This window comes from Streptomyces sp. NBC_01497 (assembly GCF_036250695.1).
Taxonomy (GTDB): domain Bacteria; phylum Actinomycetota; class Actinomycetes; order Streptomycetales; family Streptomycetaceae; genus Streptomyces.
Genome location: NZ_CP109427.1, coordinates 2,916,403 through 2,939,562, shown reverse-complemented (window position 1 = coordinate 2,939,562; position 23,160 = coordinate 2,916,403). Strand labels below are relative to the sequence as shown.

20 protein-coding genes are annotated in these 23,160 nt (G+C 72.3%); 11 read left to right on the top strand and 9 right to left on the bottom strand.

Going from position 1 to position 23,160, the window contains the following annotated elements; translation table 11 throughout:
• The first annotated feature begins 37 nt into the window (after positions 1–37).
• A complete protein-coding gene (locus OG310_RS12495) occupies positions 38–1,204 on the top strand; it encodes a cystathionine gamma-synthase (RefSeq protein ID WP_329455960.1) in 1,167 nt (388 codons plus the stop codon).
• A gap of 143 nt (positions 1,205–1,347) precedes the next feature.
• Here OG310_RS12495 and OG310_RS12490 read toward each other — a convergent pair whose 3' ends face one another.
• The 3 genes from OG310_RS12490 to OG310_RS12480 all read right to left on the bottom strand — a co-directional run bounded on the left by OG310_RS12490 (position 1,348) and on the right by OG310_RS12480 (position 2,743).
• On the bottom strand, positions 1,348–1,590 hold the full coding sequence (locus OG310_RS12490; RefSeq protein ID WP_329455959.1) for a hypothetical protein: 243 nt from the start codon (positions 1,588–1,590) through the stop codon (positions 1,348–1,350).
• The gene (locus tag OG310_RS12485) at positions 1,587–2,072 is read right to left on the bottom strand and encodes a sigma factor-like helix-turn-helix DNA-binding protein (RefSeq protein ID WP_329455958.1); all 486 of its coding nucleotides are present in this window, start codon (positions 2,070–2,072) and stop codon (positions 1,587–1,589) included. The genes OG310_RS12490 and OG310_RS12485 overlap by 4 nt, the downstream gene beginning before the upstream one ends.
• 83 nt (positions 2,073–2,155) lie before the next feature.
• Positions 2,156–2,743, bottom strand: a complete 588-nt coding sequence (locus OG310_RS12480) for a MarR family winged helix-turn-helix transcriptional regulator (protein ID WP_329455957.1) — start codon at positions 2,741–2,743, stop codon at positions 2,156–2,158.
• Positions 2,744–3,100: 357 nt separating this feature from the next.
• Between OG310_RS12480 and OG310_RS12475 the strand changes: the two genes are divergently transcribed.
• Together OG310_RS12475 and OG310_RS12470 are read left to right on the top strand one after the other, a co-directional pair.
• Complete coding sequence (locus tag OG310_RS12475; RefSeq protein WP_329455956.1) at positions 3,101–4,264, top strand: ATP-binding cassette domain-containing protein; 1,164 nt, start codon at positions 3,101–3,103, stop codon at positions 4,262–4,264.
• Entirely contained in the window at positions 4,261–5,100 is an 840-nt protein-coding gene (locus tag OG310_RS12470; protein ID WP_329455955.1) for an ABC transporter permease, read from the top strand. Before OG310_RS12475 ends, OG310_RS12470 begins: the two co-directional genes overlap by 4 nt.
• Before the next feature lie 163 nt (positions 5,101–5,263).
• Here the strand turns inward: OG310_RS12470 and greA are convergent, their stop codons facing one another.
• Both greA and OG310_RS12460 read right to left on the bottom strand, forming a co-directional pair.
• Positions 5,264–5,761 (bottom strand): transcription elongation factor GreA, encoded by a 498-nt coding sequence (gene greA, locus OG310_RS12465; protein WP_329455954.1) that lies wholly within the window; start codon positions 5,759–5,761, stop codon positions 5,264–5,266.
• 277 nt (positions 5,762–6,038) lie between these two features.
• Complete coding sequence (locus OG310_RS12460; RefSeq protein ID WP_329455953.1) at positions 6,039–6,440, bottom strand: DUF4307 domain-containing protein; 402 nt, start codon at positions 6,438–6,440, stop codon at positions 6,039–6,041.
• A 101-nt stretch (positions 6,441–6,541) separates the two neighbouring features.
• Here OG310_RS12460 and mca point away from each other — a divergent pair, with 101 nt between their 5' ends.
• The 3 genes from mca (at position 6,542) to OG310_RS12445 (ending at position 9,179) form a co-directional block, all read left to right on the top strand.
• Positions 6,542–7,423 (top strand): mycothiol conjugate amidase Mca, encoded by an 882-nt coding sequence (gene mca / locus OG310_RS12455; RefSeq protein WP_329455952.1) that lies wholly within the window; start codon positions 6,542–6,544, stop codon positions 7,421–7,423.
• Position 7,424: 1 nt separating this feature from the next.
• Positions 7,425–7,709, top strand: coding sequence for a hypothetical protein (locus OG310_RS12450; protein ID WP_329455951.1), 285 nt, complete (start codon positions 7,425–7,427; stop codon positions 7,707–7,709).
• A gap of 642 nt (positions 7,710–8,351) precedes the next feature.
• Positions 8,352–9,179 (top strand): alpha/beta fold hydrolase, encoded by an 828-nt coding sequence (locus tag OG310_RS12445; protein ID WP_329455950.1) that lies wholly within the window; start codon positions 8,352–8,354, stop codon positions 9,177–9,179.
• A gap of 192 nt (positions 9,180–9,371) precedes the next feature.
• Here OG310_RS12445 and OG310_RS12440 read toward each other — a convergent pair whose 3' ends face one another.
• Positions 9,372–9,716 (bottom strand): DUF1330 domain-containing protein, encoded by a 345-nt coding sequence (locus tag OG310_RS12440; protein WP_329455949.1) that lies wholly within the window; start codon positions 9,714–9,716, stop codon positions 9,372–9,374.
• Between the two features lie 267 nt (positions 9,717–9,983).
• On the opposite strand from OG310_RS12440, the gene OG310_RS12435 reads away from it, so the two are divergent.
• From OG310_RS12435 to OG310_RS12425, 3 genes are all read left to right on the top strand, one after another.
• The gene (locus OG310_RS12435) at positions 9,984–10,454 is read left to right on the top strand and encodes a hypothetical protein (protein WP_329455948.1); all 471 of its coding nucleotides are present in this window, start codon (positions 9,984–9,986) and stop codon (positions 10,452–10,454) included.
• Positions 10,454–12,508, top strand: a complete 2,055-nt coding sequence (locus tag OG310_RS12430) for a hypothetical protein (protein ID WP_329455947.1) — start codon at positions 10,454–10,456, stop codon at positions 12,506–12,508. The genes OG310_RS12435 and OG310_RS12430 overlap by 1 nt, the downstream gene beginning before the upstream one ends.
• A gap of 152 nt (positions 12,509–12,660) precedes the next feature.
• Positions 12,661–13,191 (top strand): hypothetical protein, encoded by a 531-nt coding sequence (locus OG310_RS12425; RefSeq protein ID WP_329455946.1) that lies wholly within the window; start codon positions 12,661–12,663, stop codon positions 13,189–13,191.
• A 90-nt stretch (positions 13,192–13,281) separates the two neighbouring features.
• On the opposite strand, the gene OG310_RS12420 is transcribed toward OG310_RS12425, so the two are convergent.
• On the bottom strand, positions 13,282–16,596 hold the full coding sequence (locus OG310_RS12420) for a tetratricopeptide repeat protein (protein ID WP_329455945.1): 3,315 nt from the start codon (positions 16,594–16,596) through the stop codon (positions 13,282–13,284).
• Between the two features lie 1,021 nt (positions 16,597–17,617).
• Positions 17,618–18,646 carry a DUF4331 family protein gene (locus OG310_RS12415; protein ID WP_329455944.1) on the bottom strand — a complete coding sequence of 343 codons (1,029 nt, stop codon included), beginning with the start codon at positions 18,644–18,646 and terminating at the stop codon, positions 17,618–17,620.
• A 598-nt stretch (positions 18,647–19,244) separates the two neighbouring features.
• On the opposite strand from OG310_RS12415, the gene OG310_RS12410 reads away from it, so the two are divergent.
• Positions 19,245–20,054: an MBL fold metallo-hydrolase gene (locus tag OG310_RS12410; protein ID WP_329455943.1), complete on the top strand. Its 810-nt coding sequence runs from the start codon at positions 19,245–19,247 to the stop codon at positions 20,052–20,054.
• Positions 20,055–20,290: 236 nt separating this feature from the next.
• Here the strand turns inward: OG310_RS12410 and OG310_RS12405 are convergent, their stop codons facing one another.
• Entirely contained in the window at positions 20,291–20,857 is a 567-nt protein-coding gene (locus OG310_RS12405) for a Uma2 family endonuclease (protein WP_329455942.1), read from the bottom strand.
• 230 nt (positions 20,858–21,087) lie between these two features.
• On the opposite strand from OG310_RS12405, the gene OG310_RS12400 reads away from it, so the two are divergent.
• Positions 21,088–23,118 (top strand): thioredoxin domain-containing protein, encoded by a 2,031-nt coding sequence (locus tag OG310_RS12400; protein WP_329455941.1) that lies wholly within the window; start codon positions 21,088–21,090, stop codon positions 23,116–23,118.
• Positions 23,119–23,160: the final 42 nt, after the last annotated feature.

Below are 23,160 nucleotides of genomic sequence, written 5' to 3'. Positions count from 1 at the left end.
TCCGGGGTCCCGCGGCATGCCGACTACGCTCGCCCCCATGACCCACGAGCACTTCGGCGATTCGCTGCACTTCGAGACCCGTGCCATCCACGCGGGCAACACCGCGGACCCCGCCACGGGGGCCGTCGTTCCCCCGATCTACCAGGTCTCCACCTACAAGCAGGACGGCGTCGGCGGGCTGCGCGGCGGCTACGAGTACAGCCGCAGCGCCAACCCGACCCGCAGCGCCCTGGAGGAGAACCTCGCCGCGCTGGAGGGCGGCAGCCGGGCCCTGGCGTTCGCGTCCGGCCTGGCGGCGGAGGACTGCCTGCTGCGCACGCTCCTCGTGCCCGGCGACCACGTGGTGATCCCGAACGACGCGTACGGCGGCACGTACCGGCTGTTCGCGAAGGTCGCCTCCCGCTGGGGCGTGGAGTGGTCCGTCGCGAACACCTCCGACCCGGAGGCGGTGCGCGCCGCGCTGACGACCCGTACCAAGGCGATCTGGGTGGAGACGCCGTCCAACCCGCTGCTCGGCATCAGCGACATCACGGCGCTCGCGGGCGTCGCCCGCTCGGCGGGAGTCAGGCTCGTCGTGGACAACACGTTCGCGAGCCCGTACCTCCAGCAGCCGCTGGCGCTCGGCGCCGACGTCGTCGTCCACTCCACCACGAAGTACATGGGCGGCCACTCCGACGTCGTGGGCGGCGCGCTGATCGTCGCGGACCCGTCGTTCGGCGACGAACTGGCCTTCCACCAGAACGCGATGGGTGCCATCGCCGGCCCCTTCGACGCGTGGCTGGTGCTGCGCGGCGTCAAGACGCTCGCCGTCCGCATGGACCGCCACAGCGAGAACGCGACGCGCGTCGCGGACATGCTCACCCAGCACCCGCGTGTCTCGCACGTCCTGTACCCGGGCCTGCCCGACCATCCGGGGCACGAGGTCGCGGCCAAGCAGATGAAGGCGTTCGGCGGCATGGTCTCCTTCCGCGTCGCGGACGGCGAGGCGGCGGCGGTCGCGGTCTGCGACCGCGCGCGGCTCTTCACGCTGGGCGAGTCCCTCGGCGGCGTCGAGTCGCTGATCGAGCACCCGGGACGGATGACGCACGCCTCGGCGGCGGGCTCCCCGCTGGAGGTGCCCTCGGACCTGGTGCGCCTCTCGGTCGGCATCGAGTCGGGCGACGACCTGCTGGAAGACCTGAAGCAGGCGCTGGAACGCGACTGACGGCGGGCGGCGTCCCGGCCTCGGACCGCGACACGGCCGGGGCCTCGCCGTCGCCACCCGCGGGCCCCGGGGCCGCTGCCGGCCACTGCCGCCACCGGGAGGGGGACCCGGGCGGCTGCCGGGCCGCTCCCGTGCCCGTCCCGTCAGAACAGTCGGGGTGGTGGTGCGATCACCGACGGCGGGGCCGCCCAGGGGTCGGCGACCGCCAGCCAGGTGAGGAACACCGCCACCGCGACCAGCAGCGTCAACATGACGGCCGTCCGTGTCACCCGTCGCCGGTGGGCGATCCGTGTCCCCCGACGGGCGGCCCGGAGCGCCAGCCCCGGCGGCACCGGCGGGTGCGGCAGGTCCAGCATCCGGCGGACCTGGTCCTCCTTGCCGCTCATGACAGGGCCCGCCCACCGGTCGCGGGGCCGCCCGCGCGGGCCCTGGCCCGCAGTGTCGCGACCGCCCGTGCGCACAGCACCCTGACACGCTCCACCGGCAGTCCGGTCAGCGCGGCCGTCTGCCCCTCGTCGGCGCCCTCGTACAGGCGCAGCACCAGCACCAGTCGCTCCTGGCGGCCGAGGACGCCGAGTACGCCGTCCCGCGTATGCCTGCCGCGCCACGCGGCGGAGCGGGCGTACCGCATCGCGAGCTCCTGGCGCGCCCTGTCGTACGGATCCGAGCCGCGCAGTCCCGGCCAGTCCGCGTACGTGGCGGCCAGCGCCGCCGTCAGCAGGCGCAGCGCGCGGGGCGCGGCCCCCGGCGGCTCGCCGGTGAGCAGGGTGGCGGTGTGCAGCAGGCGGCCCGCCGCGCCCGCGACGAACGACTCGAACTCCTGGGCGCGGCGGCGCTCCTGGGCCTGGGACGTACGCCGCTGCCGCACGTCCTCATATGAGGCCCGGCACGGCCTCCGGGTCAAGAGGCCGGAGCGGCCCGTGGATCAGGGGTCCGCGGCGGCGGCGCCGGTCAGGAGGCCGGCGGCGCGTCCTCCGGGGACACGGACTGCTTCGCGGCGGGCAGGCTCCGGTTGAAACGCGTGAGCAGCGCGGTGAAGGAGACTTTCTCCTCCTCCGTCCAGTCGTCCGTCACGCGCTGCATCAGCAGCCTGCGGGAGAGGCGCACCTCTTCGAGGCGCGCGTGGCCGCGGTCCGAGAGCTCCAGGACGACGGCACGGCCGTCCTCCGGGTGCGAGGTGCGCTTGACCAGGCCCGTGTCGACCAGCGGCGCGACCTGCCGGGTCACCGTCGAGGAGTCGATGCCCATCCCGGCGGCGAGCGCCTTGACGCCCATCGGGCCTTCCAGGTCGAGGCGGTTGAGCAGCAGGTACGCGGCGCGGTCCATGGTGTTGCGCACCTGGCCCACCCCGCCGAGCCTGGTCTGTTCGGCGCGCCGGGCGAAGATGGCGACTTGGTGCTGGAGCGCGTCCAGCAGCCCGGCACCGTCCGGGAATTCGGAAGCGGCCGGCCCGGATTCCCTGGAATCCTGAGGGGCCTGCGCGTCCGTCGCGTCCTGGGAGACCGACGCATCGGAAGTCATGTCCTGAATGGGGGGCATGGCCGGGACTCTCTCGTGCGGTGGTCGGTTGATGGTGGTCCAGGGTACGCGGAATGAACCCTTCACGTACCGCACCCGCTCCAACGTCCGCGGGCCGCGCGGAGTGCCCGCGATCACGTTCCGCGTCGGTGACGTCCCGCCGCCGGACCCGGCTCCGCGCGCGGATCCGCCCGGCCGCGGCCGGTGATCCGGCGTGCGGCGGCGATGAGCCGGGCCCTCGGAGCGGGTCCTCAAGGGGGCGGAAACGGTCGCGCGTCGATGCTTGTATATCGCGATGTATCGCGATAGCGTTCCGCTCTCCAAGCGGCTCAGGCCCCCACCCGTGCGGCTCCGGCCTCACCAGTCAGGAGAACCCTCATGCCAGGCGCCATCTATGCCGAGGGACTGGTCAAGACCTTCGGCGACGTCCGGGCTCTGGACGGCGTCGATCTCGACGTGCCCGAAGGCACCGTGCTCGGTCTTCTGGGACCCAACGGCGCGGGCAAGACGACGGCGGTGCGCGTCCTGACGACGTTGCTGCGCCCGGACAGCGGCCGTGCGGTCGTCGCCGGTGTCGACGTCCTCAAGCACCCGAACGACGTACGCCGCTCCATCGGTCTGTCCGGCCAGTTCGCGGCCGTGGACGAATACCTCACCGGCCGGGAGAACCTCCGGATGGTGGGCCGGCTCTACCAGTTGAGCGGACGGCAGTCCAAGGCACGCGCCGACGAACTGCTCGAACGCTTCCACCTCACCGACGCCGGCGACCGCACCATCAAGACGTACTCGGGCGGCATGCGGCGCAGGCTCGACCTCGCGGCGGCGCTCGTCGTCTCGCCCCCCGTCATGTTCATGGACGAGCCCACGACCGGCCTCGACCCGCGCAACCGGCAGCAACTGTGGACGATCATCCAGGAGTTGGTGGCGGTGGGTACGACGCTGCTGCTGACCACGCAGTACCTGGAGGAGGCCGACCACCTCGCGCACGACATCGCCGTGGTCGACCGGGGAAGTGTCATCGCCCGCGGTACGGCCGACGAACTGAAGGCCCGCACCGGCGGCGAGCGCGTCGAGGTCGTCGTGCACGAGCCGCGGCATATCGCCACCGCGCGCGGCGTCCTCCGCGGCTTCGGCACGTCCGGCACCGTCGCCGGCGACGCGTCCGTGACCGTCGTCGAACACACCCGCAAGCTCACCGTCCCGGTCAGCGGAGGCGCCAAGCTGCTCGCCGAGGTGATCAGGGAACTCGACGCGCGGGGCATCGAGATCGACGACATCGGGCTGCGCAGGCCCACGCTCGACGACGTGTTCCTCTCCCTGACCGGGCACGCGGCCGAGGACGCCGACGCCGGTGATGAGGACGGGGCGGGGAGCGAGGGCAGGGCCCGGTCCGAGGACAGGACCGCGGACCGGCCACCGGCCGGTGATCCGGAACATGCGGACGGCAGCGGAACGCCACGTCGAACCGGAGCAGAGACCGAAACGGAAACCGAAAGCGGAAACGAGAGCGGAACCGGAACCGGAAAGGGGACGGCGGAATGACCGTCATCACGACCCAGGCCCCCGTCGTGCGCGGCGGCGTCGCCGGGTCCGTACGGGACTCGCTCGTCGTCGCGCAGCGCAACCTGATCCGGATGACGCGCATCCCGGAGGTCATCCTCTTCGGGCTGTTCCAGCCGATCATGTTCGTGGTGCTGTTCAGCTACGTGTTCGGCGGCTCACTGACCGTGGGCAACACCACCGATCCCACCGTCTACCGCAACTTCCTCATGGCGGGGATCTTCGCGCAGACGGTGACCTTCGCCACGGCGGGCGCGAGCGCCGGCATCGCGGACGACATGCACAAGGGCCTGGTCGACCGGTTCCGGTCACTGCCCATGGCGCGCGGCGCCGTCCTCACCGGCCGTACGCTCGCGGACCTCGTGCAGACCGCGCTGACCGTCGTCGTGCTCGCGGTCGTCGCCGTGCTGGTGGGCTGGCGCATCCACGAGGGCGTCGCGAAGATGTTCGCCGCCTTCGGGCTGCTGCTCCTGCTGGGGTACGCGTTCTCCTGGATCGGCGCGCTGATCGGCCTGTCCGTGCGCACCCCCGAGGCGGCCACGTCGGGCGGACTGATCTGGCTGTTCCCCGTCACGTTCATCTCGAACGCGTTCGTGGACTCCAGCAGGATGCCGGGCTGGCTGCAGCCCATCGCCAACTGGAACCCGTTCAGTGCGACGGTGCAGGCCAGCCGCGAGCTGTTCGGCAATCCGGGGGTGTCGACCTCGACGGCCTGGCCGATGCAGCACCCGGTGTGGGCCTCGCTGATCTGGTCCGCGGTGATCATCGCGGTGTTCCGCACCCTCGCGGTGCGCAAGTACCGCTCGGCGACGTCCTGACCTCGGGCGCGGCCGGTGGCAGCGTGCGACAGGGCCGTACGGCGCCGGAAGACGGTGCGGTACGGCCCTGTCGTCGTGGTGCGTGGGCCGCCGGCCGGGGCGCCCGCCGGGAGCGGGTTCCGGCCGGAGGTTCCGGCCGGAGCGGATCCGGCCGGGGCGGAGATCAGGCCGAGTACGGCTTGGCGGCGAGGATCTTCACCGTCGCCGACTTGCCGTTGGGCAGCTCGTACTGCGCGTTCTCGCCGACCTTCTTGCCGTTCACACCCGAGCCGAGCGGGGACTGCGGCGAGTACGTCTCGATGTCGGCGCTCGCGTACTCACGGGACGCCATCAGGAACGACAGGGTGTCGTCCTCGTCGCCGTCGAAGGCGATCGTGACGACCATGCCGGGCTCGACCACGCCGTTGTCCGCGGGGGCCTCGCCGACCTTCGCGTGCTCCAGGAGCTGGGTCAGCTGGCGGACGCGGAGCTCCTGCTTGCCCTGCTCCTCCTTGGCCGCGTGGTACCCGCCGTTCTCGCGCAGGTCCCCCTCCTCGCGCGCGGCCTCGATCTTCTTGGCGATCTCGGTGCGGGCGGGACCAGACAGGTAGTCCAGCTCGGTCCTGAGCTGGTTGTACGCCTCCTGGGTGAGCCAGGTGACGTTCTCGCTGGTCTGGGTCACTGGTGCTCCTCGTAGGTACTGGGAATACAAAGTAACGCCCTACCAGTAAGGATGAGGCCTTCCCGGTCGGGCGAAACCACGAGCCTAACAATTTCGCGGCCAAAGGGGGAGCACAAAAGCCGTCAGAGATGCGTCAGTGCAGGTCAGTGGCGTGTTGTCGCCCCTCTTCGAGGGCGCTGCGGGGCCTTTTCCGGCCTGCGGAACGGCCCGTACCGACGCTGTTGTGCACGGCCTCGGTCCGGGCCCGCCCGGCCGTGCCGCCGGCCCGGGGAACGGGCTAGCTGTCGGAACAGCCCACCAGCTCGGCGGCGGTCGACTTCGCGGTCGTACGGAGGGTGATGATCTGGTCGATCTGCGTCGTGTGCTGGTCGTAGCGGACCGTCTTGCGGCCCACCTCGTTGTGGTCGGTGTCGAGGGCGCGGACCGTGCAGCTGCCGGTCGTCGACTTGCCCTTGTTGACCTCCAGGTGGATCTGCACCTCGGAGGGCGTCACCTGCTCGTACGAGACGACCTGGCCGGACACGCTCTGGTCGGCGATCGTGTGGAAGCCGTAGTAGCCGAGCCCGATCACGGCGGCGGCGCCGAGCACAGCGCCAATGATCTTGAGCTTGTGGTCCGCGCGCTCGTCCGCCGAGCGGCCGTAGCGGCCCGCGGGGGCCTGCGTACGCGCCTGGGCCATGATCAGTCCTCTCGCGGCGGGCGCCTATGCCGGAATTTTCGCCCCCCGGTATCCGTCACTATAGAAGCCGCCCTTTGCGACGAATCACTGAGGATCGAGTCTTGACTGAGCAGCTGCGACTGATGGCGGTCCACGCCCACCCCGACGACGAGTCGAGCAAGGGCGCGGCCACCATGGCCAAGTACGTCTCCGAGGGGGTGGACGTGGTGGTCGTGACCTGCACAGGTGGCGAGCGCGGCGACATCCTCAACCCGAAGCTCCAGGGGGACACGTACATCGAGGAGCACATCCACGAGGTGCGCAAGCGGGAGATGGACGAGGCCCGCGAGATCCTCGGCATCCAGCAGGAATGGCTGGGTTACGTGGACTCCGGCCTCCCGGAGGGCGACCCGCTGCCGCCGCTGCCCGCAGGCTGCTTCGGGCTCGCCGACGTCGACGAGGCGGCGGGCAAGCTCGTCCGCCTCATCCGGTCGTTCCGGCCGCAGGCCGTCACGACGTACGACGAGAACGGCGGCTATCCGCACCCGGACCACATCATGACCCACAAGGTCTCGATGGTCGCGTTCGAGCACGCGGCGGACACCGAGAAGTACCCCGAGGCCGAGTTCGGCCCGGCCTGGCAGCCGCAGAAGCTCTACTACAACCAGGGCTTCAACCGCACCCGTACGATCGCGCTGCACGAGGCGCTGCTGGCGCGCGGCCTGGAGTCGCCGTACGCGGAGTGGCTGGAGCGGTGGCAGAAGAGCGACCGCGGGGAGCGGAACCTGACGACGCACGTGCCGTGCGGCGACTTCTTCGAGATCCGCGACAAGGCGCTGCTCGCGCACGCCACGCAGATCGACCCCGACGGCGGCTGGTTCAGGGTCCCGCTGGACCTGCAGCGGGAGGTCTGGCCCACGGAGGAGTACGAGCTCGCACGCTCCCTCGTCGATACGACCCTCCCCGAGGACGACCTCTTCGCGGGCATCCGCGACAATGCCTGACATGGATGCGACTCACGCGGTGACGAACATGGTCACGCTGGCCGAGGTCAACGAGAACAAGGTGACCCCCGGCCTGCTGGGGTTCGTCGTCTTCGCGGTGCTGGCGGTGGGCGTCTGGCTGCTGATGAAGTCGATGAACCGGCACATGGGCCGGGTGGACTTCGTGGAGAAGCCCGCGACGGCGACAGCGGCGGCGAAGACGGCGGCCCCCACCCCGGCCCCGAAGGCTCCGGCCCAGGCGAAGGCGGACCGCAAGGCGACCCCGAAGACGCCGGCGGACAGTTAGGACCCGCGCGGCGCCCACGCACGTGGGCGCCCGCGGACTCTTAGGCGCCCCTCCCGTACGGCGTGCGGACGGGGGGCCATGGCGTCGACCCCGCAGACCCCGGCCCGCCCGGCCCGCTCCCGGGCTGCCCGGGAGCGGGCGCGGAGCGTGAACGCCGTACGCCCCGGCGCTCCCCGCGTGACGCCGAGCCCCCCGCGCGCGCCGCGCCCCTCACGTGACGCGGCCCCCACGCGGGCTCCCGCGCACAGCGGTGCACGGCCGGCATCACGGCACGACCGGCTCACGGGTTCGCCGACATCCCGGGACAGCCGGTATCACGGGTTCGCCGAACCCACCGCTTCGCCGAGCCCACCGAAGGCGCCAACTCGGCCCGTACCGGCGCGAACCGGCGCCCGGACCGACCGCACGCGACCCCAGGCGCCGGATGCCTCCACCTCTGTGACCTGCGGATATCGCTCGATCTGCCGGATCACCCGGCAGCGGGTAGCGTCGATTGCAAGAGGTGCTCACGCTCGTTTCCGCTGCCGGCCGTGCCCCGCGCCCACGTGCGTCGTCGCCGGTCCGCAGCGCGGGATCCGCACACCGCCTGGGCACTGGACTTCGCAACGCGGAGTTCCACACCGGCGTTGAAAGGAATGCGCTATGCCCTTCGTCACCGCCGCGGACGGCACCCAGATCTTCTACAAGGACTGGGGCACGGGCCGGCCCGTCGTCTTCTCCCACGGCTGGCCGCTCACGGCCGACGCGTGGGACCCCCAACTCCAGCTGATGGCCGACAACGGCTTCCGCGCCATCGCCCACGACCGGCGGGGCGGCGGGCGCTCCGGCCAGACCTGGGAAGGCAACGACCTGGACACGTACGCGGATGACTTGGCATCGCTCATCCAGACGCTCGACCTCCGCGACATCGTCCTGGTCGGCCACTCGACCGGAGGCGGGGAGGTGGCCCGCTACATCGGCCGGCACGGGACGGACCGCGTCGCCAAGGCGGTCCTGCTCTCCGCGATCCCGCCGCTGATGCTGAAGTCGGCCTCGAACCCCGACGGCCTGCCCATGGAGGTGTTCGACGGCATCCGGGAGGGCGTGGCAAAGGACCGCTCGCAGTTCTACGAGGACCTCAGCGAGACCTTCTACGGAGCGAACCGCGAGGGTTCCGACGTGTCGCAGGGCACCAAGGACGCGTTCTGGCTGTGGTCGATGAGCGTCGGGATCAAGGGCGCCTACGACTGCGTCAAGGCGTTCTCGGAGACCGACACCACCGAGGACCTCAAGAAGTTCGACATCCCCACGCTGATCGCCCACGGCGACGACGACCAGATCGTCCCCATCGTCGCGGCGGGGGAAAAGTCGTCGAAGATCGTCAAGGGCTCGACCTACAAGGTCTACCCCGGCGCCCCCCACGGCCTGGCGATGGTCCCGAAGTTCGCGGAGCAGTTCAACGCGGACCTGCTCGACTTCGCTCGCGGGTGAAGCCACGTCCCGGTGGGTGCCCGGGGGTTCGGACTGAGCGCCACCGCGCCGGGAGCATCGGTGGGCGGATGCCCCGGCGGATCGACGTACCGCGGAAGTGACCTGTGGGTGCGGGCGGTCCGGGCGCCCCGGTGACGCGGAGCCACGCGTCGCCGGGGCGCCCGTGGGACCGGCGTGGGTTCCGCCGCCCCGTCAGGCGTGCGGACGCGCGCGCATCGCGCCGGCCGTGTCGCGGGCGTCGTAGCCGTCGGATACACCCGGTACGAGGATCACGTCGCCGTCGATGTGGTCCGTGCGCAGCGGCAGGATCTCCCGGTACGCGTCGGAGGCGTACCACCCGCGCGCCTCCGTCATGTCCGGGAACGCGACCACCACGACGCCGCCCGGCCAGGTCCCCTCCACCACCTCGACGGCGCTGCCGTGCACGGCGAACCGGCCCCCGAACGGGTCCATGGTGGCCTGGATGCGCTCGATGTAGGTGAGGATGTCGTCGTGCGGCTCGGCGTCCCGCAGATGCGCTATCGCGTACGCGGTCATGGTCTGCCTCCTCGCCCCGGGATGCCCCGGAGGTTGCCCGGGTGCTCCCGGCGGTCCGTCCGTACCCGCAGTCTTCGCGCCGGGGGCGGCGCGGTCGATTACCTCGGAGGTCATGAGGCTCCGCGCTGGGGCGCGGTCCGGGCGGTACGAACGACAGCGAACGACAACGCCCCGGCGGCCGCGGCCTGTGGTGTCCGCGTCAGGAAGTGGTAAAGCTCGGGGCTTCTCCCGGTTTTTCGAGCCGCCGCGGACCACCATGACGGGACGATGACCGGCCGGTGGGGGGACACCATGTCGTTCGACGCGCAATGGGCACAGGCGAAGACGGCCGCGCGGGAGCACGCCGTCGTACACACGGAACTCAACTCGCTGAGGGCACCGGACGGCGGAGGCGATCCGTCCGGCGACCTGGCGGTCAACCGGCGGGACCTCGCGGCTGTCGGCAACGAGGCGTACAGGCTCCACGGGGAGCTGACGACGGACGGTACGACGGCGGACGGGCCGACTCGCACCGCGGGGACGGCTCTGGGCAAGGACTTCGCGCTCGGCGCCCAACTGCCCGCGCTGGCCGACGCCTGGGGGACCCAGGTGGACAGCCTGCTCTCGGCGTGCGCGCTGATCTCGGACCACCTCGACTACACGAAGAACGCGCACGCCGATGAAGAGCGCTATCTCGTCAGCGACTTCACGTACGCGCAGCTCGACGAGGGCTTCGGCCACGGCAAGGGGCGGTCCTGATGCGCTTCGACGCCCTGCGCACCGCCAAGTTCGCGCCCCTGGGCGAGGCCGTGGACGCCTGGACCAGTCTCATCGGGAAGCTGGACACCCTGTCGGCCGAGGCCGGAGGACAGCTCGACCACCGATCGAAATCGGCCGACTGGAAGGGTGTCAACGCGACGGTCACCCAGCCCTTCATCACGAAGACCGCCGGCGAGTTCGCCGACGCGGTGACCGAGGCGACCACGATCCGCAACATCCTGCGCGACACCCACGAGGAACTGGTCGACTGGCAGCGGAAACTCGTCGCGGCCGTGGCCGACGCCGGGGAGGACGGCCTGACGGTCTCGGAGTTCGAGGACGGCGCGGTCGTCGAATGGAACGGTGCCGTACCCGGGCTCGTGGACGGGCAGCGCCTCACACCGTCCGCCGCGACCGAGGCGGCGATGAAGGACATCACGGCCCGCCTCACCACCATTCTCTCCGGCGCCACACACAGCGACAGCAGCGCGGCCGACGTGCTGGCGCGACTGGTCGCCCAGGACCCGGTGGGCTTCTCCGCCGCCGCGTACAAGGACCGGGACAGCGCGGTGGCGGCGGTGGACGCGGCGAGGAAGGACGCGGCGCTGATGAAGAAAGGGGACAGCATGACCCCGGCCCAATTCGACGCGCTCCTCGCCGACATGAAGCGGTACCGGAATGACCCGCTCTTCCAGGAGGACCTGGCGACCACTGTAGGGGCGCACGGCGTCCTGGACTTCTGGGCCGACATCTCGGACCCGATCGAGGGCAACGGCCTCCAGGAGGCCCGGAAGGACCAACTGGGCACGCTTCAGAGCGAACTGAGCCTCGTCCTCGCCGGTGCCACCCAGTCGGGGAGCCCCGCGATGCAGACGTGGGAGCAGCAGATGACCGACCTCGGTCCGAAGACGGTGAGTACGCCGTACACACAGGCGTCCGGCTTCCAGCTGATGAGCAACCTCATGCGGGTCGGCACGTACGGGGACGGCTTCCTGGACCGCTACGGCAACGCCATGGTCGCGAATGACAAGAAGGTCGGTGTCACGGGCACGGCATCGGGGCCCGCTCCTCGGATGAACTACCTGAGGACCGGCGGCCTCGGCCGCGACCCCATGACGGGCCTGCTCACCGCCCTGTCCGGTAATCCGGACGCGGCGACGCGGTTCTTCAATGAGAAGGTGCCCCAGGACAACGCGGCGTGGATCCTCAAGGACCGGCCGGAGTACGACGACTCCCCCGATGACCCGCACAACCCGAACGAGTCCCGCGAGGCGGCGGGTAGAGCACTCGTCGCGGCGGCGACCGGTGTCGACCCCAACGACAAGGATGCCCGGCCGGTCGCGCACACCGCCGAGCAGCGTGCGGTGCTCGACGGCTCCTTGCGGATCCTCGCCGGCGCGGGAGACGGTTTCGCGCCGGAACTGCGCGACGACATGGCGACGGTACTCGTCAACTACGGTGACGTGACCCACCACAGCATGAGCGCGCTCGCCGACGATCCCGGCGACCCGAATCTCCTCGACCGGCACCAGCTGCTGACAGTCACCCAGCAGATATCCCGTGATCAGCAGTCGTACGGCATCCTGAACCAGGGGATGACCCACGCGATCGTCCAGAGCATCGACGAGGGCCACCCCAGCGACCCCAGGGAGACCCTGGAGAGGGCGGGGATGACCGTGGGCTTCTTGGAACAGGCCCGGTATCAGGAGCTCAAGGCGGGTGAGTTGGACCCTAGTTGGGACGCGAAGTGGCTCTATCACGGGTTCGGCAGCGCGGTGAACTTCATACCCGTCGTCGGCGACGTCGCGCAGCGCGGTGTGGATGCCGCCACCTATCAGTGGCAGCTGGACGAGCAGCACCGGCATGACGCGGTGCTCCAAGGTCAGGAGCAAGGCGTGTTCACCGCCCGGTCCAACCAGTTGAGCTCCCTTGCCGCACAGTGGAGGGCAAGGAACCCGGGCAGCGGCCTGGACGCCTACACCGCTACCAGCGACATCAACACGTATGCCTACAACGGCAACGACATGGCGGATGGCCTGGCGGGAGCGCAGTGACGAGGTGCGGGTGGGACACGACGCGTGATGCGGCCCTGCCGGGCCGACCGGCCTGCGGACGTGGCCCGGTCGCCGTCCGCGCCGGGAGGGCCGGCGCCGGGTCGCGTCCCGCGCCCGAGGCGCGGTGGCCGGGACGCGTCCGGAGCGCGGCGGTGGCACTGACAGGTTGCCTGCTCGTGGCCGTCGCGGTGGCCGGGTGCGGGAGGACGGACTACGCCGCTCCGCACGACCTCTGCGGCATCCCGGTGGACTCCGGGGCGCTCGCGGTGTTGCTGCCGCCGGGGGAGAAGGTCAGCGAACGCACAGTGGATCAGACCGAACCCGGTCACGACGATCCCGGTGCCCTTCTCTGCTTCGTCTCCGTGGACGGGAGGACCATCCTCCAGGCGACCACCTCGACCGACCACTCGTACGCGGACCCCCTGGACGAGCGGCCGGGGAAGGGCGGGGCGCGCATCCCCCCGAAGCTGGACGTCCCCATCGGCCAGGGGGCCGAGGTGCGGTCCGACTTCGCGCTGGCCGTGGACAGTTGTCCGCGCAGGAAGGGCTACCGGCGCGTGGTGCAGGTCTCCTACGAGACGAAGGCACCCCTGCCGACGAGCGCGGCGAAGCGCAGGACCGCACTGGAGCAGTTGCTGCGCGGCCTCCTCCGCGACCCGGACCGGGACGTCTGCTCCGCCTGACAGCGGCGCCGGGGGCGGTGGGGGTGCGCGCACCCCAGCTCCTGCGGCCCGGCGCGCCGGTGCGCGCGCCTCAGGGCCGCACGCCCCGCCTCACGCCGCGGGGTGCGGGAGTCCGACCCCCATCACCTCCTGCGCGTGACGGCCCGGGACCATGCCCAGCGACCAGGCGCGCCACCCGTCCTCCAGGGTCACCCCGCGCGCCAGCATCACCGTCAGGGTCTCCACACAGTCGTCCAGCTTCGGATCTCGCAGGACGTGGCGGGCGGCCGACAGATCGGACAGCTCCTGTTCGGCGACGGCCGTGCCGACGTCCGCGCCGCCCGCCGACGCGTACGGCAGCAGGGTGCAGCGCAGGAAGCGGGACCAGTCGGCGCCGCGCTCGTCGCCGTAGGAGTCGAACAGGACCGTCGCCTCGTCGCACAGCGCCAGCGCCTGGGCCGCACGGCTGTTGCCCGCGTCCACGATCGCCAGCTCGACGCACGTCCATCCCTCGCCGTACGCGACCCCTGCCCGGCGGAAGTCGGCGCGCGCGTCGGACAGCAACTGCCGGGCGAAGCCGGAGTTGCGCAGGTTGCCGGTGCGGGCGGCCCGCTGGTCGCGGGTGACGCGGCCGAGGTGGTGGCGTGCGCAGGCCAGCCCGTACACGTCCCGCATCCGGGAGAACATCGTGCGCGCGCGGTCCAGTTCCCGTACCGCCTGGTCCCCGTCGCCCGCGTCCTCCAGCGCCTGCCCCAGGTAGTACAGCGTCCATGCCTCGCCGCGAGCGTCCTCGTTGTCGCGATGGCGGGCGAGCGCGCCGCGCAGGCCGTCCGCGGCCTCGGCGGGCTCGCCCGCCACCAGACGGGTACGGGCCAGCTGGGTCAGCGCCCAGGCCTCACCGCGGCCGTCGCGGGTGCGGGCGTACCGGTCGAGCGCGTGGCGCAGGTCCTCCTCGGCGCGCGCCGGGTCGTCCATCCGCAGGCGTACCTGCCCGAGCTGGAAGTACGTCCACGCCTCGCCGTGCACGGAGCCGCTGCGGCCGTGCAGCCGCAGCGCGTCGGTCAGCATCGTCAGGGCCTCGCGGAGACCGCCCCGGTCGCGTTCCACCGCGGCCAGCGCGTGCAGCGTCCACGCCCGGTCACCCGCCAGCGACTCCGGCTCCTGGAGCGCCAGCGCCTCCCGCAGTTTCGCCGCGGCGCCCGTCAGGTCCCCCTGGTGGTGCAGCGTGATGCCGAGCGAGCACAGCGCGAGCGCCTCGCCCGCGACCTGTTCCGCCTCCCGGTACAGCTCCACCACCGACGTCAGGGTCGTGCGCGCCGTGTCCAGGTCGCCGATCTGACGGGCCGCGATGCCCGTACGCCACTGCACGGACCGCACCAGCAGACCCTGGCCCACGGCGTGCGCCAACTCGTTGATCTCGCCCAGCCGGTAGAGGTCGCCGCGCAGCAGGCAGTAGTCGCACAGCGCGCCGAGCAGCCCCAGCACGGCCTGCTGGTCGACCCCCTCGGCCTGCCGCAGGGCCGCCGTGATGAAGCTCGACTCGTCGTCGAGCCAGCGCAGCGCGGCGTCCGGGGAGGCGAAGCCGTGCGCACCGGCCGTCGTACGGAAGAGGTCGGCGCGCGTCGACATGTTGCCGTCGACCAGCCGGATCACGGTGTCCGCCAACTGGCTGTAGTTCCTGATGAGGCGCTCCTGCGCGGCCGTGCGGTCCCCGGCCTCCTCCTCGTCGAGCAACCGCGCCAGGGCGAAGCCCCGCACCACGTCGTGCAGCCGGTAACGGCGGCCCCGCACATGGTCGATGAGGCCCGCACCCGCGAGCGCGGTCAGCAGCCGCTGCGCCTCCTGCTCGCCGGTCGCGAGCAGCGCCGCCGCGGCGGACGCGCCGAGCGACGCGCGTCCCGCGAGGGCGAGACGGCGCAGCAGCCGGCGGCCCTGCCCGTCCTGGTCCGTGTAGCGCAGCCACAGCGCCCGCTCCACCGGCGGGACCGGCCCGTACGCGCCGAGGTCGGTGGCCAGCCGGTCCGCGGACCGCTGCCCGAGCGACGAACCGGCGATACGCAGCGCGAGCGGCAGCCCGCCGCACAACTGCGCTATACGGTCCACCGATTGGGCGTCGTAGGGAGTCCCGGCCGAACCGGCACCGCTCGGCGGCCCGCCCGCCGCGCCCGTACCGGCGCCCCCGTCCTCGTCCCCGTCCTCGTCCGAGCCGGCGCTCGCCGCCTCACGCAGCAGCTCCTCCGCGCCCGCGGCGTCGAGGGGTTCCACCGGCAGCTGATGGACCCACGCGGCGAGGTCGTCCGGCAGCTCCAGCGGGTCGCGCGCCGTCACCAGGACCAGGCTGTCGGAGCGCTCCGGTATCAAGGAACGCACCTGCTCGGCGTCCGACGCGTCGTCCAGCACCACCGTCACCGGCAGACCCGTGAGGTGGCGGTGGTAGAGGTCCGTGAGGCGCCGCACCTGCTGCTCCTGCGACGACGAGTCCCGGAACAGCAGCTGTTCGCGCGGCGCGCCCAGTCGGTTCAGCAGGTGCAGCAGCGCGTCCCGGGTCGACAGCGGGGACAGGGGCGACGACGGAGTGGGCTCCTCGCTCGCGCCGCCCCGCATGTCCACCACGCACGCGCCCCGGAACTGGTCGCGCAGATGGTGGGCCGCCCGCACCGCCAGCGTCGAACGCCCCGAGCCGGCCTCGCCGTGCAGCACCACCACCGTCGGCTGGGTCCTGGTGGACGCGCGCGCCGCGTGCACCCACTGGGTGATCTGCGAGACCTCGCGCCGACGTCCCGCGAACGGCCCGTCCGCTGCCGGGAGATGGCCGAAGGACTGCTCCAGCAGCGACCGCCGCCGCGCCGCCGCGCTGCGGTCCTGGCCGCGCAGCGAGGAGACCGCGGACGCGCGGCCCCTGGCCTCGCGGACCGTGGCCGACCTGACCACCCGCTGCTGGTCCAGGAACGGCCGGATACCGCGTACCTCCAGTGCCCCCAGCCAGGCGAGCCGCAGTTGCTCCACCCGCGCCGGGTCCGCGCCGGGCCCGGGCGCCGGCCGGTGCGTGGAGGTGGCCCGCACCACCGTGGTCGCGGCGCCCGCGACGGCGACGACCGCCCCGGCGCCGACGGCGGTACCCACCGCCGTGCCGAACGCGGCGTCCGCGCAGGCGGCGGCCACCGCGGCGACGGCCGTGACCAGTGCGGGAGTCGCCACCGCGCCCTTGCCGAGGCGGCCCGCCAGTGGGCCCCTGCCCGCTTCCAGCGCCCGCAGTGCCGCCAGGTATGCCGTGTACTCCTCGGCCGCCTCGGCCGTCAGCCGGTCGAGTTGGGTGCGGGCGTGCGCGAGCAGGGCGGCACTGTCGATCCCGCCGCCGCGCCGCGCCTCGTCCTGCACCGCCCGCACCAACAGCCGCTCGGCCTCGGCACGATGGCTGTCCCGCATCTGCAGTCCCCCTCCGCCTACGCGCGTCGTGTGTCCCAGGTCATGCCCGCCCGGCATGCGCGTGATGCCGGTCACGGAACACGCGTACGAAACCGGGACGGAACCGGGACCCGCCAGCATCGCGCGGGCCGGGGCCCACGACAAGGCGGCGCGTGCGGCGGTCTCTTGGGACCCGAGCCGGTCCTGGCCGCCGGGGAGCGCGCCCGCTTCGCGGCTCCCGCCGGGCCCCGCCGCGTCCGACCCGGCCCGACGCGCGCGCCACATGGAGGACTTCACACTCCAGGGCGGTCGCCGGCCGGTGTCAGCCCTGCACGGCTGCGAGGTCCCCGTCGTGCGCGGGACGGTGCCCCGCCGGGAGGACGCAGGGTGTGGCGGTGCCGCGCGGGTCGGCGGTCAGGCATGCGGTGAGCGCGGTGACGTAAGACGAAGTCCGGGTGCCGGACGAACCACACCTCGCGCGCTGCGTCCGCCGTGCAGGCCTCACCCGGGAGCGCCGGACGCCTCGCCGACGTAGGTGTAGTACGTGCCCCTGCCCCCGGTGTGCTGCTCCAACGCGCAGCGGAACCGCAGCCCGTGGAGTTCGCCGCCGCTCTCCTGTGCTGATCGTCGAGGCGCTGTCGCGACGGTGGGGAACGGAAACACTGCCCACCGGCAAACGGGTGTGGGCGGACCTGCGGCTGCCGTGCCGGGACCGGGACGGGACGGAACGGGGCCACAAGGGCGGATTGGCCCTGCGTGTCGGCCCGTTCCGCGCCGTACCGTCCGCGTCACGGGGGCGGCGCGGGACCGGACGATCCCGGGGGCCGTCCTTGACGGAGATCCGTACGTATTTCCGAGGCGATCAGGGCGGGCGGAGACGCGCCGGGTGCCCCGCGCGAAGGATCGGGCCCGGGCCGGTGCCGAGCGGCAGACCCGGGGCCGGTGTCGAGTGGCAGGCAACCCCCGGTCACGCCCGCCACGTCCCCACCGACCGGTCAGCGCTCCGTACCTACCGGTCAGTGCGCCGGTCGGTCCCGTCCGCTCACACCGCCGGTACGTACGGGAACGACGGGGTGGGCAGTTCGTCCATCGCGTCCTTGGTCAGTCCGAGGCTCAGTGCGCTGTTGGTGGTCAGGGAGAACATGGCCTCGCCCGCGTTGTCCGTCAGGCTGCGGCCGTTGAACCCGGCGAAGCCGAACTCCGCCGGTGTGCCGATCGTGTACGGCAGGACGTCGGGCAGTACGCGCTCGGCGACGTCATGCCCGTAGGCCTTCGGGTCGGTCACGATGCCGCGCGCACCGACGACCGCGGCCACCAGGTCGGCGAACTCCTCGCTGAAGGTGCGGACGTCGTCGGCGGGGGCCGTCTGGTTCAGGCGCTCCGCCAGGTCGTCGTCGAACTGGGCGAAGATGGGCGAGACCATCGGCAGACCGCAGCGGTTGATGCGGTGCCATCCTCCGGCGTCCGTGGCGAGCGCCGTGACGCCCCACACGTTGACGTGTTTGTCCTGGGCGGACACGGGCATGTCGCCGTCCGGGACCTCCACGACGATCGCGTGCACCTTCTGGTCGGCGAACAGGCTCTTGAGCTGCGTCGGGTCGTCGTTCGGTACGGCGACGTCCGTGCCGTGCCGGAACGCCTGGCCGACCGCCTCGACGAGTCCGGGGTTCATCCAGAACGGGTCGCTCGCCCGGCCGGCCCACAGCCGCAGGCCGTTGCCGTCGGAGGCCGCCCGGCCCGTGGTGCCGCTGAGCAGCAGCGTGCCGGCCGCCGCGTCGTCGCCCGCTTCCGCGCCCACGAGCCGGCGCAGTTCGACGGCCTGCGCCCCCTGTGCGTCGGCGGGCTCGAACGTGACGCGGTAGACCACGTCCTCGACGGCGTCGCCGGACCCGTCGATCTTGAACTCGTAGCGTGCCTCGGGATGGAACCCCTTCGGCGCGTCAGGTCCCGCCGATTCGGAACTGACGTTCATCACGAGGGCCGTGCCGCTCTCTCCGCGAAAGACGTACAGGTCCGAGATGTTCAGCCGGGCATCCGCCCGGGCAGCGGGTGAATCGAGGTGATGGGACATCGGCGCTGACTCCAGACCTGGCGGGCCTCGACGCGTCGGCCGGTCCCGGCCCGCTTCGGCACGTCCGGGCGGCGGCCCCCGCGCCGGCGAACCGGCGGCCTCGCCTTCCCGGACCGAAAGGCGAAACACGCCCGCGTGTCGGCGCCGGTACCAGGTGGATCGCGTCCTGATGGCGGCCGCGTACCCGCGACGACCGGATCCGCCGGCCGGGACAGGGCTCGCTGCCGGTGGCCGCTCCCGCAGGACCGTCCACCAAGGTCCACGCTACGACAGCACGGACGGGCGCGCAGGAGGTGCGGGCCGCGCCCGGCGGGAGTAGGGGGAGCGGAGCACACCGGGCGGGAGCACGCGGGAACGCGGCACGCCGACCGGGGACACGGGTGCCGGAGCACACCGGAGGGCCCGCCCCGTGCACGGTGGCTCTCCGGTTAGGGTGACGATGCGGTGGGAGTCCGACGAGGCGCCGCGGACACCACGGGCACATCACGGGCGCCACGGGCACCGCGGAGGTCGGCACCACCGGGCCGGGCCCGGGTGTCGTGCCGACGGGGTCGTCGCGTACGGACGCGGGTGCCCTCGAAGGGCCCAGGAGGCCGGGATGAACAACCGTGTTCAGCCGTCGCGGCAGGACCGCGCGATCAGTGTGCTCGGAGGACCCAGCACGGTGATCGACATGGGCGGTCTCAGGATCGTCGCCGATCCGACGTTCGACGGCCCCGGCGCTCAGGGGTACCTGACGAAACTGACGGGCCCGGCGGCCTCCGCGTCCGATGTCGGAGCTGTGGACGCCGTATTGGTCAGCCACGACCTGCACCCCGACAACCTCGACACGAGCGGGCGCGCGTTCGCCCTGGCCGCGCCGGTCGTCCTGACCGGGCCGGTGACCGCGGGCCGCCTGGGCTCCCCCGCGATCGGACTGCCCACCTGGGGTACGCACCGGCTTCCGCGCCCCGACGGAGAAGGGGAACTGCGGGTCACCGCCGTCCCCGCGGTGCACGGTCCCGAGGACGGCGCGCGCGACGCCGACGGCCACGTCAACTGCGAGGTCACCGGCTTCGTGCTGTCCGGGCGGGGCCTGCCGACGGTGTACGTCAGCGGGGACAACGCGTCGGTCCGGGTGGTCGCGGAGATCTCCCGGCGCATCGGCCGCGTCGACGTCGCCGTGCTGTTCATGGGGGCGGCGCGGGTGGCCGCCAAGGAGCAGGGCCGTCCGCTCACCCTGACCAGCGAGCGGGGCAGCGCGGCCGCCGCCGTCCTGGGCCCGGCGATGGTCATCCCCGCGCACTGCGACGGCTGGGCGCACTTCAGCGAGGGCCACGCCGAGATCACGCGGGCGTTCGGGGAAGCGGGCCTCTCGGATGTGCTCGCCGACCCCGAGCACGGTGAGTGGATCCCGTTGCCCCGCTGAGCGCGAAGGCCCGTACGCGCTGCCGTACGCCGAACCCCCGTGGTGAGGGCCGGGATGTACGGCCCGTCGTCGTGAGGGGTGATCCGCGGGATCCGCCCCGGCCGGGCGCGGCATCCGCCGCGAGTGGAGTGGCCGTTTCGGAGGAGGAGAGCGTCCCGATGGGTCCGCGAAGGACGCGATACGGGCACCACCGGCCAAACGTTGAAATTCGAAAGGGGAGATGGCTTTTCCGTTCTTTACATGTCCCCAAGATCGACTGTGATGGAGAAAGGCGCGGTGGCCCTCACCGTGCCGGTGAACATCTCGCCGTCCCTGTAAGCCGTGGTGGCGGGGTCGAGGACGTAGGTGTAGATGATCGGGACGCCGGTGGCGGCCTGCTCGACCCGCCAGTAGAAGGGGACACCCGCTTTGGTGTACTGATCGGCCGTCACGATCCGGTCCGTGGTCTGCGAACCGGGCGACACGACCTCGACGACCAGGAGCACGTGCTCGGGGCGGGTGGGCGTGAGGTCGATGGTCTTCGCTCGGTAGACGATGACGTCCGGACGCCGGTTGGTGAGAGGAACGTCCTGCAGGCGGACGTCGAAGTATGTGTCCGCGTTCCAGTCGGCGCCCGCGGCGGCGTCAAGGGCATTGGCCAGGATCCGGGCCAGCCGGTTGCGCCGTTTGGAGGCGCTCGGGCTCACGGCGACCATCCCGTCCACGATCTCGACGCAGGCGCACTGCTCCTCGGACCAGGAGTCGTACTGTTCCGCGCTGATCTGCGTGTGCATCCATGCGGGCGCCACCATCTCGGCGGTCATGGTGTACCTCCTTCGAGAGGCCTCGGCAGGTCCGGCGCTGCCGCGCCCAGCCTACTGTTTCGAGGGGCCGGGCTTCTCGACCCCGGGGGAGCGCCGGGAAGGAGGTGACGCGGACTCTGAGGAGAAGGAACTGCCCACCACGTGATGGCCCGCACGTCCGATTCGGCCAAGTGGGGTGGGCTCATGAGGGTTTCGCTGGTCGCGCCGGGCGCTGTGAGAGGCTGGGTCGTATGAACCGGTTGGCTGGTGTGACCTCGCCGTATCTGCTTCAGCACGCTGATAATCCGGTCGATTGGTGGCCGTGGGGGCGTGAGGCGTTCGCGGAAGCGAAACGGCGTGATGTACCCGTTCTGCTGTCGGTCGGCTACTCGGCCTGCCACTGGTGCCATGTGATGGCTCACGAGAGCTTCGAGGACGCCGCCACCGCCGCCTACATGAACGAGCACTTCGTCAGCGTCAAGGTGGACCGCGAGGAGCGGCCCGACGTGGACGCCGTGTACATGGAGGCCGTGCAGGCGGCCACCGGCCAGGGCGGCTGGCCGATGACGGTGTTCCTGGACGCGGACGCGCGGCCGTTCTACTTCGGTACGTACTTCCCGCCCGCCCCGCGCTCCGGAATGCCGTCCTTCCCGCAGGTCCTGGAGGGTGTCACCAGCGCCTGGCGGGACCGGCGCGAGGAGGTGGCGGAGGTCGCGGAGCGCATCGTGACCGAGCTGGCCGGGCGCTCGCTCGCGCAGGGGGCCGGCGCCCCGCCCGGTGAGCCCGAGCTCGCCCAGGCCCTGTCGGGGCTGAAGCGGGACTACGACGAGCGCGACGCCGGGTTCGGCGGGGCGCCGAAGTTCCCGCCGTCGATGGTGCTGGAGTTCCTGCTGCGCCACCATGCCCGTACGGGCGCGGAGGACGCGCTGCGGATGGCCGCCGAGACGTGCGAGGCGATGGCGCGCGGCGGCATCTACGACCAGCTCGGCGGGGGCTTCGCGCGCTACTCCGTGGACCGCGCGTGGGTGGTCCCGCACTTCGAGAAGATGCTGTACGACAACGCCCTTCTGTGCCGGGTGTACGCGCGGCTGTGGCGGGCCACCGGATCACCGCTCGCGCGGCGCGTCGCGATCGAGACCGCCGACTTCATGGTCCGCGAACTGCGCACCGCCGAGGGCGGGTTCGCCTCCGCGCTGGACGCCGACAGCGACGACGGCACGGGCGCGCACGTCGAGGGCGCGTACTACGTGTTCTCGCCCGCGCAGCTCGTCGAGGCGCTGGGCGACGAGGACGCGGAGTTCGCCGCCGGGTACTTCGGTGTGACCCCTGAGGGCACCTTCGAGCAGGGTACGTCGGTGCTCCGGCTCCCGCGCGACGCGGCGCCGGGGGACGAGGCGCGCGTGGCCCTGGTACGGGAGCGGCTGCTCGCGGCCCGTGACGGCCGGGCCCGGCCGGGCCGGGACGACAAGGTCGTCGCCGCCTGGAACGGCCTCGCGATCGCGGCGCTCGCGGAGACCGGCGCGTACTTCGAGCGTCCGGACCTCGTCGAGCGGGCCACGGAGGCCGCCGACCTGCTCGTACGCTTGCACCTGAACGACTCGGCCCGTCTCGCCCGCACGTCGAGGGACGGCCGGGCGGGCGCGCACGCCGGGGTCCTGGAGGACTACGGCGACGTCGCCGAGGGTTTCCTCGCGCTGGCGTCGGTGACCGGCGAGGGGGTGTGGCTGGAGTTCGCGGGCTTCCTGCTCGACATCGTCCTGGACCGGTTCACCGGCGAGGACGGCGCGCTGTTCGACACCGCCGACGACGCCGAGCAGTTGATCCGCCGCCCGCAGGACCCCACCGACAACGCCACCCCGTCCGGCTGGACGGCCGCCGCGAGCGCGCTCCTGACGTATGCGGCGCACACCGGTTCGGAACCGCACCGCACCGCGGCCGAGAAGGCGTTGGGCGTGGTGAAGGCGCTCGGGCCGCGCGTGCCGCGGTTCGTCGGCTGGGGCCTCGCCGCAGCGGAGGCCGCGCTGGACGGCCCCCGCGAGGTGGCGGTCGTCGGTCAGGGCCCGGCGGCGGAGGTCCTGCGCCGGACGGCGCTGCTCGGCACGGCGCCCGGCGCGGTGCTCGCGGCGGGCGTGGCCGGCAGCGACGAGTTCCCGCTGCTGGTGGACCGGCCGTTGGTGGACGGCGCGCCCGCCGCGTACGTCTGCCGTCACTTCGTCTGCAAGGCCCCGACGACCGACCCGGCGGAACTCGCCGCCGAACTGGGCACGGGCGCCGGGCGGTAGGGGCGGGTGGGGCGACCCCGGGCGCGTCCCCGGGGCGGCTCC

Excerpts from the sequence above, each read along its gene's own strand:
- OG310_RS12495 (WP_329455960.1), top strand. The coding sequence starts at position 38 with ATGACCCACGAGCACTTCGGCGATTCGCTGCACTTCGAGACCCGTGCC.
- OG310_RS12490 (WP_329455959.1), bottom strand. The coding sequence starts at position 1,590 with ATGAGCGGCAAGGAGGACCAGGTCCGCCGGATGCTGGACCTGCCGCAC.
- OG310_RS12480 (WP_329455957.1), bottom strand. The coding sequence starts at position 2,743 with ATGCCCCCCATTCAGGACATGACTTCCGATGCGTCGGTCTCCCAGGAC.
- OG310_RS12475 (WP_329455956.1), top strand. The coding sequence starts at position 3,101 with ATGCCAGGCGCCATCTATGCCGAGGGACTGGTCAAGACCTTCGGCGAC.
- OG310_RS12470 (WP_329455955.1), top strand. The coding sequence starts at position 4,261 with ATGACCGTCATCACGACCCAGGCCCCCGTCGTGCGCGGCGGCGTCGCC.
- OG310_RS12460 (WP_329455953.1), bottom strand. The coding sequence starts at position 6,440 with ATGGCCCAGGCGCGTACGCAGGCCCCCGCGGGCCGCTACGGCCGCTCG.
- OG310_RS12450 (WP_329455951.1), top strand. The coding sequence starts at position 7,425 with ATGGATGCGACTCACGCGGTGACGAACATGGTCACGCTGGCCGAGGTC.
- OG310_RS12445 (WP_329455950.1), top strand. The coding sequence starts at position 8,352 with ATGCCCTTCGTCACCGCCGCGGACGGCACCCAGATCTTCTACAAGGAC.
- OG310_RS12440 (WP_329455949.1), bottom strand. The coding sequence starts at position 9,716 with ATGACCGCGTACGCGATAGCGCATCTGCGGGACGCCGAGCCGCACGAC.
- OG310_RS12435 (WP_329455948.1), top strand. The coding sequence starts at position 9,984 with ATGACCGGCCGGTGGGGGGACACCATGTCGTTCGACGCGCAATGGGCA.
- OG310_RS12430 (WP_329455947.1), top strand. The coding sequence starts at position 10,454 with ATGCGCTTCGACGCCCTGCGCACCGCCAAGTTCGCGCCCCTGGGCGAG.
- OG310_RS12420 (WP_329455945.1), bottom strand. The coding sequence starts at position 16,596 with ATGCGGGACAGCCATCGTGCCGAGGCCGAGCGGCTGTTGGTGCGGGCG.
- OG310_RS12415 (WP_329455944.1), bottom strand. The coding sequence starts at position 18,646 with ATGTCCCATCACCTCGATTCACCCGCTGCCCGGGCGGATGCCCGGCTG.
- OG310_RS12410 (WP_329455943.1), top strand. The coding sequence starts at position 19,245 with ATGAACAACCGTGTTCAGCCGTCGCGGCAGGACCGCGCGATCAGTGTG.
- OG310_RS12405 (WP_329455942.1), bottom strand. The coding sequence starts at position 20,857 with ATGACCGCCGAGATGGTGGCGCCCGCATGGATGCACACGCAGATCAGC.
- OG310_RS12400 (WP_329455941.1), top strand. The coding sequence starts at position 21,088 with ATGAACCGGTTGGCTGGTGTGACCTCGCCGTATCTGCTTCAGCACGCT.